Source organism: Peribacillus deserti, from assembly GCF_016909175.1.
GTDB classification, from domain to species: domain Bacteria; phylum Bacillota; class Bacilli; order Bacillales; family DSM-1321; genus Paraperibacillus; species Paraperibacillus deserti.
In genome coordinates this window covers 101,097-114,709 of record NZ_JAFBFI010000015.1, presented here as the reverse complement: position 1 = coordinate 114,709, position 13,613 = coordinate 101,097, and the positions used below count along the sequence as shown (strand labels likewise).

The window sequence follows — 13,613 nt, the reverse complement described above, 5'->3', positions numbered from 1 at the left end:
CTGTTAGTAATAATTATGCTCTTGTGTATAGAAGAACTTTATTTTCCCTTAATCACGGGAAAAAAACTGCAACAAACAGCCCGTTCGATATTAGAACGAGGCTGTTTTTGCACTTAAGCTCAGGGTTATCTACACTTCTCCGAAATTTCAACACATTGGTGAATATGACCAGCAAGTATTGTTTAAGCCTGTAAAAAGCTTTATACTATGTTAATGTGTATGACTGCCTGCTGGCGGAGTTTTTACCTAATTAGAGTAATTCCTTTATGATCGTTGAAAGGGGAAAAATATAATGAATGAAAAGCAGCGCCTTGAATCTGCGCAAGTAAGTACTGGAAATTCTCCGGACAAAAAATCCGAGAAGGATTACAGTAGATTCTTCGAGACCGTTTATACTGCTCCGTCTTTAAAGGATGCAAAAAAACGGGGTAAAGAAGAAGTAAAATATCATAATGATTTTGCCATTCCTGAAGAGTTTAGAGAAATGGGAAAGGGCAGAAAGTTTTATATTAGAACGTACGGATGCCAGATGAACGAGCATGATACCGAAGTAATGGCCGGGATCTTAATGGCACTTGGCTATGAGCCGACGAACGGTGTCGAGGATGCAAATGTGATCCTCCTTAATACCTGTGCGATCCGTGAAAATGCCGAAAACAAAGTCTTCGGAGAGCTTGGCCACCTGAAGGCTCTTAAACTAGAAAAACCGGATCTGCTGCTAGGTGTCTGCGGCTGTATGTCACAGGAAGAGTCGGTCGTAAACCGTATTTTATCCAAACATTCCTTCGTGGATATGATCTTCGGCACTCATAATATTCACCGTCTTCCAAACATTCTGCAAGAAGCCTATCTGTCAAAAGAAATGGTCGTAGAAGTTTGGTCAAAAGAAGGCGATGTGATTGAAAATCTTCCGAAGGTCCGTAAAGGGAAGATTAAAGGCTGGGTCAACATTATGTATGGCTGCGATAAGTTTTGCACCTACTGCATTGTTCCTTATACACGCGGAAAAGAGAGAAGCCGCCGTCCGGAAGAAATTATCCAGGAAGTCCGCCATCTCGCTGCACAGGGCTATAAGGAGATCACTCTGCTTGGGCAAAACGTGAATGCATATGGAAAAGACTTAACCGATATTCAATATGGTCTTGGAGACTTAATGGATGAAATCCGTAAAATTGATATCCCAAGGATCCGTTTTACAACGAGCCATCCGAGAGACTTTGACGATCATTTGATCGAGGTGCTTGCAAAAGGTGGAAATCTTGTAGAGCATATTCATCTTCCGGTCCAATCCGGCAGTACCGATGTTCTGAAGATTATGGCCCGCAAATATACAAGAGAGCAGTATTTAGAGCTTGTGCGTAAAATTAAAGCGGCCATTCCAGGAGCTACGCTGACCACAGATATCATCGTTGGGTATCCGAACGAAACCGAAGAGCAATTCGAAGAAACGATGAGTCTTTACCGTGAAGTTGGATTCGATTCAGCCTACACGTTTATTTATTCACCACGCGAAGGAACACCAGCAGCTAAAATGGTGGATAATGTTCCGATGGAAGTGAAGAAGGAAAGACTTCAGAAACTTAATGCATTAGTTAATGAGTATGCTGCGCAGCGAATGAAAGATCATCAGGATCAAATTGTGGAGGTTCTTGTTGAAGGGGAAAGCAAGAAAAATCCGGATGTATTAGCAGGTTATACTAGAAAAAATAAACTGGTTAACTTCAAGGGTCCTAAATCCGCAGTCGGCCAGATTGTTAAAGTAAAAATAACAAGCGCTAATACATGGTCATTAAATGGTGATATGATAGTAGAAGAAAAGGCAGAGGTGTTGATTTAAATGGGGAAATATACAAAAGACGATATACTAAATAAAGCGGATGAGCTTGCAAAAATGATTGCTGAAACCGAAGAAGTGGATTTTTTCAAAAAAGCAGAAGCTCAAATCAATGAAAACCAAACAGTAAGAGAGCTTATTGCAAGCATGAAGAGTCTTCAAAAGCAGGCTGTCAATTTTCAGCATTATGGAAAAACAGAAGCGTTGAAGCAGGTAGAAGCGAAAATTGCAGCAATTGAACAGCAAATTGATGAAATTCCAATTGTGCAGGAGTTCAAGCAATCACAGGTTGATGTAAACGACCTTCTTCAGATGGTAGCATCTTCCGTATCGAATACAGTAACAGACTTAATCATTGAATCTACAGGCGGCGATGTACTTCGCGGCGAAACAGGATCGAAGGTAAACAGCAGCTCAGGCAGCTGTCACTAAGAGAATAAAAGGAAATAAATCAGACAGCGGCTTCCTAATAGGAAGCTGCTGTCTTTTTTTGCAGAGGCATGGGAAAAAGGTGCAAGAGGAATGCACCTTTTCTAGCCAGCTGCTTATATTAGTAGTTGTTATTGTTTTTTCTTCTGCGGCGGCAATTGCATCTAGAAGAATATGTTCTTCCGTCATCAAAGTTATTGTTAGATCCGCTATTGCCTTTATTTCTGCCTCTGCTTCCGTTATTGTTTGATCCATTATTATTTCCATTGTTATTTGAACCGTTGTGATTGTCGTGATTGTCTCTTTTACGGTCTTTGTTACGATCTCTGTCACGATCTTTGTCTCTGTTTCGATCTCTGTCTCTGTCTCTGTCTCTGTCATCTCTGTTACGGTCTCTGTCGTCTCTGTTTCTGTTGCCGCAGAAATGGCCTTCAGCAGAACGTCCACAGCCCCAATAATTCCAAAATGGCATCTATAATGTCCCCCTTTCAACTATCTTCTCTATAAAATATGTCAATCAGTGGTTAGGAGTGTGGACAAGTGTACTAATAGATTCGTGTATTTTCTGATTCTATGTGCCTTTTTTTCGCTGAATTAGCCATTCCCTTCAATCACGGCGTTATAGAAGGTGCTATATGTATGTGCACACAAAATAGGCACTGGGCATAAGATGGGGGTGAGATAAAGTTAGTAAAGATGCTATTTCTTCATATATAAGGCAAGCACATTAGACATTTAACCCGCATAGGATGAATTGAAACTGAAGAGGAGGGTTCGCTCACATGTCCCAATATAGAGAGATAATAACAAAAGCGGTGGTGGCGAGAGGGCGCAAATTTACTAAATCTAATCACACCATTTGCCCGGCTCATCAACCTTCAAGCATACTGGGTTGCTGGATCATCAACCATAAATACGACGCGAGAAAAGTCGGCAGAAAAGTGGAGATCACAGGAACTTTCGATATTAACGTCTGGTATTCATTCAGCAAGAATACAAAAACAGAGGTAGTGACGGAGAAGGTGCGTTACTCTGATGTGATAAAGCTTAAATATCGTGACCAGGATTACTTTGATGATGATGAGATTGTCGCCCGCGTAGTACAGCAGCCAAATTGTATTGAAGCCTGCATTTCCAACGATGGTACAAAAATCGTCGTAGACGTTGAAAGAGAATTCTTTGTGGAGGTAGTCGGAGAAACAAAGGTAACCGTAGCCGTACACCCAGAAGGCTTCAACGAAGATGATGATGATTGGGATTGCGATGTAGAAGATGAAGAATTCGAAAGCATTAATGCCGACTTTATAGAAGATAAAGAGAAAGATTCGTAAACTAGGAGAAGTTCTTCCTAGTTTTTTCTTTTGGCTAATGGACTGGATAATTGATACAATCATTTCTCAGACAAAAAATGTTATAATAAAGTCAGCATTTTTGGAATTAAGAGCGGAAAGGTTTTGAATACATATGGCAGGATATACGCCAATGATCCAGCAATATTTAAGAATTAAGGCAGAGTATCAGGATGCCTTTTTATTTTTTAGATTAGGTGACTTTTATGAAATGTTCTTTGAGGATGCAACGCGAGCATCCCAGGAACTTGAGATAACGCTCACTGCCCGTGAAGGCGGAGGCGAAGAGAAAATCCCGATGTGCGGAGTGCCTTACCATGCAGCGCCCAATTATATTGAACAGCTGATAGCCAAAGGCTTTAAAGTTGCCATCTGCGAACAGACTGAAGATCCAAAACAGGCTAAGGGTGTAGTCCGTCGCGAAGTGGTCCAGCTGATCACACCTGGAACGATGATGGAAGGCAAGGGTATGCTTGAAAAAGAGAATATCTTTATCGCCTCTGTCACCCCATTCGAGGAGAAAAAGTTTGGACTTGCTTATAATGATCTCTCAACAGGGGAGTTGAAAGCTACCCTGATTCATGGAGATTTCAATGAACTTGTGAACGAAATTGCCTCACTTGGAGCTAAAGAAGTGGTCATTCCTTCTGATTTAGATTCTGCTCTACAAAAAGCTTTAAAGGAAAGAATCAATGCGGCTCTTTCTTATGAAGATGAACAAACTGCGGGCGAAAATTTTGCGGAGCTGCTGCAGCCGGTTCAGCACCAGCAAGAGCTGGCAGAAACCGTTTCAAGGCTGCTGCATTATTTGTTCCGGACGCAAAAGCGCAGTCTCGATCATCTTCAGCCGGTTTCCTTCTATGAGAGCACTCAATATATGAAAATAGATTATCATTCTAAAAGAAATCTAGAGTTAACCGAAACCGTGCGTTCGAAAGGAAAAAAAGGTTCTCTATTATGGCTTTTGGATGAAACGAAAACAGCTATGGGCGGCCGAATCCTGAAACAGTGGATCGACCGTCCGCTGCTCAGCCGAAGCGCGATTGAGCAAAGGCAGGAGCTTGTATCACTCATGATTCAGAATTTCTTCGAACGTGAGGAGCTTCGAGAACGGTTGAAGGAAGTATATGACCTGGAGCGGCTGGCAGGAAGAGTGGCCTTTGGAAATGTTACGGCACGTGACCTGCTTCAGCTAAAGAGATCTCTTCAGCAGGTGCCAGCGATCATGGGAGTGGTGAAGAGTATGGGCGGCGGGGCAGCTGAATTGGCCGAAAAGATGGATCCATGCACAGACCTTGAGGAACTTTTGGAAAAAGCAATCGGTGATAGCCCTCCTCTTTCTATTAAAGAAGGCAATATGATCCGAGATGGCTATCATGCCGAACTTGACCAGTACCGAGATGCCAGCAGAAACGGGAAAAACTGGATCGCGCAGCTTGAGAAACAAGAACGTGAGCGAACTGGAATTAAGTCTTTGAAAATCGGCTATAACCGTATCTTCGGTTATTATTTAGAGATTACCAGACCGAACCTGCACCTGCTGCAGGATGACCGCTATGAGCGCAAGCAGACTTTGTCTAACGCCGAGCGGTTTATCACACCGGAATTGAAAGAAAAAGAAGCACTGATTTTACAGGCCGATGAAAAATGTGTACAGCTTGAATATGACTTATTCCTTGCACTAAGGGAAACAGTGAAATCCTATATTCCAAGACTACAGCAGTTGGCGAGAGTCATCTCAGAGCTTGATGCCCTGCAGTGTTTTGCAACGATCAGTGAACAGAGACGATACACAAAGCCAACTTTTTCAGAAGATATGGTCCTTCATATCCATAATGGCCGACATCCTGTTGTTGAAAAAGTGATGCAGGCTCAGGAATATGTACCAAATAGCTGTACGATGAATTCCGAGCGGGAAATCCTGCTCATAACAGGACCGAACATGTCAGGGAAAAGTACATTCATGAGACAGATTGCTTTAACATCGATTCTGGCTCAGATTGGCTGCTTCGTACCTGCGGAAGAAGCGGTACTGCCGATTTTTGATAAAGTATTTACGAGAATTGGGGCCGCTGATGATTTAATTTCAGGCCAGAGTACCTTCATGGTCGAAATGCTTGAAGCCAAGAATGCCATCGATCATGCAACGAAAAATAGTTTAATCTTATTTGATGAAATCGGGCGGGGGACATCTACGTATGACGGAATGGCCCTGGCGCAGTCCATCATTGAATATATTCATGACGAAATCGGAGCGAAAACCATCTTCTCGACACATTACCATGAGCTAACTGCATTGGGCGGCAAGCTGGACAGAGTGAAGAATGTCCATGTTAGCGCGGTAGAGCAGAGTGGCAAAGTAGTCTTTCTTCATAAGGTAAAAGAGGGCGCAGCAGACAAAAGCTATGGAATTCATGTAGCCCAGCTGGCTGAGCTTCCTGAGAAATTGATTAATAGGGCGAATGAAATTCTTTCGGACCTTGAAGAAGGAAAGCCGGAAATACGTCAAGAAAACCCACCGGCTGTACAGAAGCAAAGTGATAGAGTCCATGAAGAAATAGATGCTTTGGATGAGCAGCTATCCTTTTTTGCAGATAAAAAACCGGCCAAAAAAAATGAGAATTCAAAGGACCATAAAATAATAGAAGAATTAAAGTCTTTAAGTGTTCTGGAAATGACGCCACTTGAGGCTTTGAATGCTTTGTATAGTATACAGAAAAAGATAAAGAGTTAAGGATTCCGGGTCATTCGGAGGGTTCTTCGAAGGGCAGGAGCAGTTCTGAACAGTTCGAAGGGGTGCTCCGAATGATTTTTTGGTCTTCTGAATGGTTCAGAAGGTGGTTCCGAGTGTGAATTTAAGTGTTCCGAAAACTTCGGAAGTTGGTTTCGAATAGATTTATTTTTGTTCTTAAGCTTTCGGAGGCGGGTTCTGAATGAATTTCTTAAGAACTTCCGAATGATTCAAAAGATTAAAGTACGCAGTGGAGGTGACTAAAATGGGAAGAATTGTACAGCTTGATCATGCTTTATCCAATAAAATTGCTGCTGGTGAAGTAGTTGAGCGGCCTGCATCCGTGGTGAAGGAATTAACAGAAAACGCGATTGACGCAGGAAGCACTATGATTGAAATACATCTGGAGGAAGCGGGCTTGGCAAGCATCCGGATTATAGATAACGGCCATGGAATTGAGGAAGATGATGTACTTATCGCTTTTCAACGGCATGCAACCAGTAAAATAAAAAACGAGCAGGATCTGTTCCGGATCAGAACACTTGGCTTTAGGGGAGAAGCTCTGCCAAGTATCGCATCCGTCTCCCGGCTGGAGCTTCGGACAAGTACAGGAGAAGGGCCTGGAACAAGGGTACTCTTTGAAGGCGGGGAGCTGAAGGAACATGAAGGTTACTCCAGCCGTAAAGGAACTGATATCACGGTAGCGGATTTATTCTTCAATACGCCTGCCCGTCTAAAATATATGAAATCGATCCATACAGAGCTTGGGAATATTACCGATTGTGTGAACAGGCTGGCACTGTCTAATCCGAACATATCTTTTAAGCTGATAAACAATGAAAAGAAATTGCTTCATACAAACGGTAACGGAGATATCCGCCAGGTATTGGCAGCCATATACGGGTTAGGAATCGCAAAAAGCATGGTACCGGTTAACGGCCAATCGCTGGATTTCAAGGTCTCCGGCTACGTATCGCTCCCTGAAATAACAAGAGCCTCCCGAAACTATATATCTACGATGATCAACGGACGCTTTATCAAAAACTATGCTCTGGCTAAGTCTGTCATGGAAGGCTATCATACACTGCTGCCAATCGGCAGATATCCAATTGCCATGCTGTCGATTGAAATGGACCCGCTACTGGTAGATGTCAACGTGCATCCCTCCAAAATGGAAGTGCGGCTGAGCAAGGAAGCGGAATTATTCCAGCTAGTTGATGAAAGCATTAAAGCAGCTTTTAAAACAAGAGAACTGATCCCAAGCAACACGCCAGTTAAAAAGAAGGAAAAAGATGAAAGTGAGCAGACACAGTTTGTTTTTGAAACGGCCCCTGCTCCTAGTCCTATTTCACAAAAGCCAGATGCAAGCACGGAAGAATACAAACAGCCGCTCTGGAGAGAGCCGGTTGTTAGGATAGAAGAACCCATCCAGCCTTCAGATACAAAGACCGATTACCAGCCAATAATTGATTCGGTTGTTAATAGTGGCAATGAAAGTTCGGAGAGCTATAAAGTTCCGTCTTATGAAGATGTCTTTAAAGGGGACTCCACTGAGATTTCAGAGGAACCTTTGCCGTCACAACATGAAGAGCCCGCTTCAAGGATACCCGTTCTTTACCCAATCGGGCAGATGCACGGCACATACATTCTGGCTCAAAATGAAAAAGGCTTATATATCATCGACCAGCACGCAGCCCAGGAACGAATCAAGTACGAATATTTCCGGGAAAAAGTAGGACAGGTAGAAAGCGAACTGCAGGAAATGCTGATCCCTATCACACTTGAATATTCAACTGATGAAGTCATTCGAATTCAGGAAAACATGACAGAGCTGGAATCGGTAGGTATATTCTTGGAGGAATTCGGCTACAACAGCTTTATCGTCCGGTCCCATCCACAATGGTTCCCAAAAGGACTCGAGCAGGAAATTATTGAGGAGATGATTCAGCAGGTCTTAAATGTTAAAAAAGTTGATATCAAAAAACTACGTGAAGAAGTTGCAATTCTAATGAGCTGTAAAGGGTCCATTAAAGCGAACCACTATCTGAGACAGGAAGATATGCAGGCTTTACTGGACGAACTAAGGAGATCCTCGGATCCGTTTACTTGTCCGCATGGCAGGCCGATTATTATTCATTACTCTACTTATGAGATGGAGAAGATGTTTAAGAGGGTGATGTAGGATGTTGGAAGAGTAAGAACCTTGTATATCAGCATGTGTTCTTTAGACCTCTACTTTTTCACATGATAGGGGTTGGGGCAAGAACACCTCTCAGATCCGTAATGAAAAAGGGTTACATCCTTGTCATACAAGGATGTAACCCTTTGAACAATATTACCCCGGTTCTTCCATAATAGGAACCGGGTTTTTTTCTTTTCTATTAAATAATAATTCAATACAATCTCAATATCTTTTCCATTCTATTTTCTTACTCTTTCTTCCACTATCCTTTCTTCGCAAGTTTTTTATACCGAAAACATCTCTGCAAAACAGGTCAAAATCCATGTACAATTGACAATTACTTAAAGGTAAGGATTTATTGTCGTTTTCTATCAATTAAACAAGTTTCTTGAAGAGTGTTGTCAATTAAATAAGCCATAAGTTGCTAGAATATTCAGTTAATAATATTTAGAATTAACACTAAGAGTTTCTAGAATCGAAATATTTAAATGGAGACAGCATTATATTTATGCGTCTTGCAAACTTCTGGTGGAAAACCCTGTTTTCTGCAAAATGCTAGCTTATTTATCTAGTAAAATCCATGAAGGTGTTGGTATTTTGGTAGGCGTTAACCAATTTTTGACTGTATGGTTTATGACTTTGAGGGGGTGATAAATCCAGGTAAGGAATTAGGTGTAAAAGGAGGCGATAAAGGGGTTAAGGGGCTAACGTTAAAGAAAATTCGACATACCGTGATCAACAGGGGGAATCTGAAAACAATAAAACCTACATAAAAAATAGTAGGTTCAATCTCGGAGGGAGGAAAACACATTGAAGGTTGGAACTAAGATTGCGGCATTATCAACCACTATATTTCTTGCAATGTCTACAACAGCCGCTTTTGCTGCGGAACCAGGACTGGATAAAATACCCGGCCCAGTTGATCCACAATCATGGGTGAATCCGGAAGATATGACGTGGAATGATTATTATCAGGTTCCGGGTATTAACTGGAATACCACGGATATTAAACCGGAAACAGAACTTAAAGGGGCATTGATTTTGGTCGACTTTCCGGATCAGGATTTTATCTTGACTAAACCTAAGGGTTCAGAACTCATCGGTAATCCACAAGTCGATGCTGTTCCTCGTGAAAAACTTGGGGAATGGTGGAAGAATTTCTTGAATGTTCCTAGCAAACTCAACAACTATCAGACAATCGATAATTTTTGGAAAGAGAACTCCCATGGAAAATGGGGCGTATCACTTGATTCTTATGGTCCGTACCGCTTGGATAAAAACGAATTTCAGTATGGGCTTGAAAACAGTATGAATTCGGGTGCCCGGCCAAGTAATTATCCTAGTGGGAACCTTTTCACGGATGGCGTAAATGCAGCAGTAGCCGACATAAATGCGTCTGGAAAGGAATATGACTTTGCGTTCATCGTTCATGCCGGCTATGATGAATCAACTGTATGGCAGGAACTCGGCGAAATGAAGTTTCTAAATCAAGACGCGGTGCCTGATGAATTTGGTCCACCGAAGGATATGCCTGGATTTGAAAATATGCCAAACTGGGCAAAAACTCGTTATGTACCATGGTCCTCCTGGTATGCAGCTAAATCAATTTGGTCCGCCGCATCTAGTGCAACGATAAATGGCAAAAACATTCGTGTTTCTATTCAAGGCGAAAGTGATGGCATGGGCACATTTGCTCACGAATTTGGCCATCTCCGCGGTCTTGGCGATAATTACAATAATGCGGCTCTTGACCCTAGAACCTATTCGGGTTATTGGGAAACGATGAGCCGTGGATCATTCAATGGTCCAGGCGGAACGCACACTCGCTGGATGATTCCATCTACCCTTGGTGCTTCTCTATCGGCACCACATATGCTTCGTAATAAAATGAAACAGGGATTTGTATCCGATGATGAAGTTCTGCGGCTAAACCGTGATGAATTAAAAGAATCTGGACCGGCATTTGCGGATATTGTCGCGCGTCAGGCACCAGTTGGAAGTAAATTTGGCCGAACAGGAATCCACGGCATCAACATCAGTATGGACGATTTAACACCAACCGATTACCTTGCCGGTGACTGGCGTAACGATATTTTAAACAATAGATTGTACAATAACTACACACTAGAAGTGGTAGACCGCTTTGGTGCGGATTCCTTTGCAGCCGACTCAGGTGTATTGATAGCCAAAACGAAAAATGCGGAGTCTTCCCCGAACATTTGGGTAGTTGATTCACATCCAGAGGATATCAATCTGAAGGACTTTACAAGACCTGACGGCACAACAGCTATGGTTGGCAAAGGGGACCCGAGGCAAACCCTTGATGCTTTATTCAAAGCTGGGAATGGGGCAAGTCTGGTCTCCGGACAATTCGATGGTTCTATTGACAAAGACACTATTGTCAGTGAGTACATCGATCCATACAATAAACTTCAATTCTACATTTTAGGGAAACACAAAGACAATGACGGCGTGTTACGTTATCAGGTTGCGGTACGTAACACGGAGGGCGCAGGTGCCTATAAACGCGGGGTGAATGTAAGCGCAGGCACTATACAACCCGCCGTACAGGAGAAAGTGGCAGTCTATCATTTTAATGTCACTAATACCGGCGAAGCAAAGGATCTTATTCGAGTCAACGCTTCTGCAGGTGATGATTGGAAAGTGCAGCTTGACCACAACGTAATTGCTGTTGAACCGGGAGCAACCGTCGCTGTACCGGTATACGTGAAAATTCCGAAGGGTAAGACAACTCCGGCCACCCTTACCTTTAAGGCTACTTCAGAGACAGATTCTAAGCAAAGCGTTACCGAAACTAATCTTCTGCCAAGCAATCTTAGTGCAGTAGGACTAAGTTCTGTTATTGATAGCTTTGCCAAAGAGGGAGCGTTCAAAGCAGGTGCAGCGCAAGCATTGAAAGCACATTTGAATTCCGTGGGTCAGTTTGAAAAGAAAGGATCTGCGGATAAGGTTGTGAAACATGTTAATGATTTTAAAGAATTCCTTGAGCTTAAAAAGGGCGCGAAACAAATCTCGGTGAAAGCGTATGACAGTTTGAAAGCATATGCCGATGCAATGATTGAGATTTGGAAATAGGTTAGATTCACTGTTCAGAATATAGCTCCTGTGCTGGGGATGACCTGGTACGGGAGGGAACAGTTGTCAAAAGCAGGAGTGAAGAAATCAACAATTTTAATAGATCTAACCTAATTCATCATTCATATATACTTGTAACTCTGTTTTCATACAAACCGAGTGGATATGGAGCTTTAATCAGCAGTTATTATCCAGTTCAGTTCCGCATTACAGCAACGAACGCCATTTTTAACTTCGGCAGGGCGCTGGGAGGACTTTCACCAATCCTTGTCGGTTATATTCTGTAAAGCTATGATATGACAATAGCGATGATTTACCTGGCAGCGTTGTATTGCATTTCCTTTATGGTCAGGCCGGGAAGTACAATCAAGGCAATAAAACCTGTTGAAAAATATGATTTTAAGTCGAAGTGCGCTGATGAGATAAATTATTAAAATATTTATAGAGAGGCTGGGACAAGACTGACTGACTAGGTTTCGGAGTAACTACCATTTCTGATTTCATTAGTGAAGTAAGAGATGGAGTAAAACCTTGATGAAACTTATGTAGATGATATTAGGGGATGGCGATAGAGATACATGTACAGACCGTACTTTTGAACAAGGTCGAGGATGGAATCAGAGTAACTTTGATTACCGTGTTCCGGCAGGAAAAACATAATTTTAAGAAACAAGCCTTTTCATAATATGAAGGGCTTGTGTTTTTATTTATAGCGGAAATTTTTCAAAAGTCATTTTGAAATTGATGCTTGTCAGCTGTGGAAAATTCAGGTTAAATCTTTAAGTTTGCTGGGTAGATTTCTATAAGGAGGGGGGCTAATCATGTTTAACAAAATCACCAAAAATCATAGAGCTGTGTATTACTTATGGTAGTTTTTATAATGCTTTTCATACTTTTAACAATGCTTTATAAAGATTTTGATATCTTAGGAATTCCTTTAAGTGCATTATTAAATATCCTTACATTCGCTCTTGGCATAGCTGGTTTACTCGCTCGAGCCTTGGGATTTTGGAGAAAAGACAACGAGATTATGGCATTCCTATGCATACTAGCGGCACTTTCCATCATTGCTCCTCTCTATTTACTATACGAGAATCATGATCCTATGACTAACCTGCACAAAAGTTTAATATAAAAATCAACAACATTCTTTAACAAAACCCTAATAAAAATATCCTTGTCCTGTGTAGAACTAGGGTACAAGAGCACTGCTATAGATTTAATCTTTGCCATACTTATTGGGCTCAAACCTCCAAAACTTGCAAGAATAATCATAGGCACAATGGGCTGTTAACCGAACAGCTTCTTCTTCATTATGTCTATCGGTATAGTGGCAGAGAGGTCCAAACTTATCTGATTCCATCCAAAAACAGTTAGCACATAGTTTTTTTATGGAAGAAGTGCCCTCTAATATCCTATTACCTTCACTACTGTAACTGTTTTCCACTGAAACCACCTCAATCTTTTTATATAAAATCTTTATTAAATGTTGTTATGTATATTTTTAATTTAAAAGAGGAGTTGTTATAGGGAATCTATAAACGTTAATGGAAGCGTATATATTGACTGTATTTCTAGTGAATACAAGTATTTTAAAGCTAAATTTTTGTTTGCGAGAAATGACTAGATAGAGATTTGTTTTTAAATCTAGGCTCTGTAAAAGTACTATGTAGAATAAAGTAACAATTTAATAGTTCCAATGCTTGAAAACCTCAAAAGTTGGAAATAAGGTTTATGCTGCTTCTCAGGCGTGTTTCTGGTATTCAACTGAAACCCTGCCTATCAATGCCTTTTTCCGCTTATTTTATTCTATATAATAATCCTGCAAAGCAAACAGTGGTAAAATAATTAAAACTAATCCATTTATACATATTTGAGGTAGTAATGAAGATTTATCGGTTAATTAAAAATTATAAAGATCTTTACAAAAAAGGAACTGTATTCTTTCTTATATCGGAATCTGAATTTATTGGAGTAAAAGAATTTACATTA

The 13,613-nt window shown here is 41.3% G+C and carries 8 protein-coding genes and 1 pseudogene; 8 read left to right on the top strand and 1 reads right to left on the bottom strand.

What is annotated here, in order from left to right; translation table 11 throughout:
- The first annotated feature begins 292 nt into the window (after nt 1–292).
- Nucleotides 293–1,837: a tRNA (N6-isopentenyl adenosine(37)-C2)-methylthiotransferase MiaB gene (gene miaB, locus JOC77_RS15645; RefSeq protein ID WP_204544792.1), complete on the top strand. Its 1,545-nt coding sequence runs from the start codon at nt 293–295 to the stop codon at nt 1,835–1,837.
- Complete coding sequence (locus JOC77_RS15640; protein WP_204544790.1) at nt 1,838–2,266, top strand: YlbF/YmcA family competence regulator; 429 nt, start codon at nt 1,838–1,840, stop codon at nt 2,264–2,266.
- On the opposite strand, the gene JOC77_RS15635 is transcribed toward JOC77_RS15640, so the two are convergent.
- The gene (locus tag JOC77_RS15635) at nt 2,249–2,755 is read right to left on the bottom strand and encodes a hypothetical protein (protein WP_204544788.1); all 507 of its coding nucleotides are present in this window, start codon (nt 2,753–2,755) and stop codon (nt 2,249–2,251) included. The genes JOC77_RS15640 and JOC77_RS15635 overlap by 18 nt on opposite strands.
- 290 nt (nt 2,756–3,045) lie before the next feature.
- Between JOC77_RS15635 and cotE the strand changes: the two genes are divergently transcribed.
- The 6 genes and pseudogenes from cotE (at nt 3,046) to JOC77_RS15610 (ending at nt 12,756) form a co-directional block, all read left to right on the top strand.
- The gene (gene cotE, locus JOC77_RS15630) at nt 3,046–3,594 is read left to right on the top strand and encodes an outer spore coat protein CotE (protein WP_204544786.1); all 549 of its coding nucleotides are present in this window, start codon (nt 3,046–3,048) and stop codon (nt 3,592–3,594) included.
- Between the two features lie 133 nt (nt 3,595–3,727).
- A complete protein-coding gene (mutS, locus tag JOC77_RS15625; protein ID WP_204544782.1) occupies nt 3,728–6,346 on the top strand; it encodes a DNA mismatch repair protein MutS in 2,619 nt (872 codons plus the stop codon).
- Between the two features lie 262 nt (nt 6,347–6,608).
- A complete protein-coding gene (mutL, locus tag JOC77_RS15620; protein ID WP_204544780.1) occupies nt 6,609–8,525 on the top strand; it encodes a DNA mismatch repair endonuclease MutL in 1,917 nt (638 codons plus the stop codon).
- Nucleotides 8,526–9,335: 810 nt separating this feature from the next.
- A complete protein-coding gene (locus JOC77_RS15615) occupies nt 9,336–11,621 on the top strand; it encodes a M6 family metalloprotease domain-containing protein (protein ID WP_204544778.1) in 2,286 nt (761 codons plus the stop codon).
- 158 nt (nt 11,622–11,779) lie between these two features.
- Nucleotides 11,780–12,055, top strand: a pseudogene (locus JOC77_RS21370) (hypothetical protein); the annotation flags it as partial.
- 446 nt (nt 12,056–12,501) lie between these two features.
- Nucleotides 12,502–12,756: a hypothetical protein gene (locus tag JOC77_RS15610; RefSeq protein WP_204544776.1), complete on the top strand. Its 255-nt coding sequence runs from the start codon at nt 12,502–12,504 to the stop codon at nt 12,754–12,756.
- Nucleotides 12,757–13,613: the final 857 nt, after the last annotated feature.

What these genes read in the sequence shown, in the direction of transcription:
- cotE (WP_204544786.1), top strand. Translation starts at nt 3,046, where the DNA reads ATGTCCCAATATAGAGAGATAATAACAAAAGCGGTGGTGGCGAGAGGG.
- mutL (WP_204544780.1), top strand. Translation starts at nt 6,609, where the DNA reads ATGGGAAGAATTGTACAGCTTGATCATGCTTTATCCAATAAAATTGCT.
- JOC77_RS15610 (WP_204544776.1), top strand. Translation starts at nt 12,502, where the DNA reads ATGCTTTTCATACTTTTAACAATGCTTTATAAAGATTTTGATATCTTA.
- mutS (WP_204544782.1), top strand. Translation starts at nt 3,728, where the DNA reads ATGGCAGGATATACGCCAATGATCCAGCAATATTTAAGAATTAAGGCA.
- miaB (WP_204544792.1), top strand. Translation starts at nt 293, where the DNA reads ATGAATGAAAAGCAGCGCCTTGAATCTGCGCAAGTAAGTACTGGAAAT.
- JOC77_RS15640 (WP_204544790.1), top strand. Translation starts at nt 1,838, where the DNA reads ATGGGGAAATATACAAAAGACGATATACTAAATAAAGCGGATGAGCTT.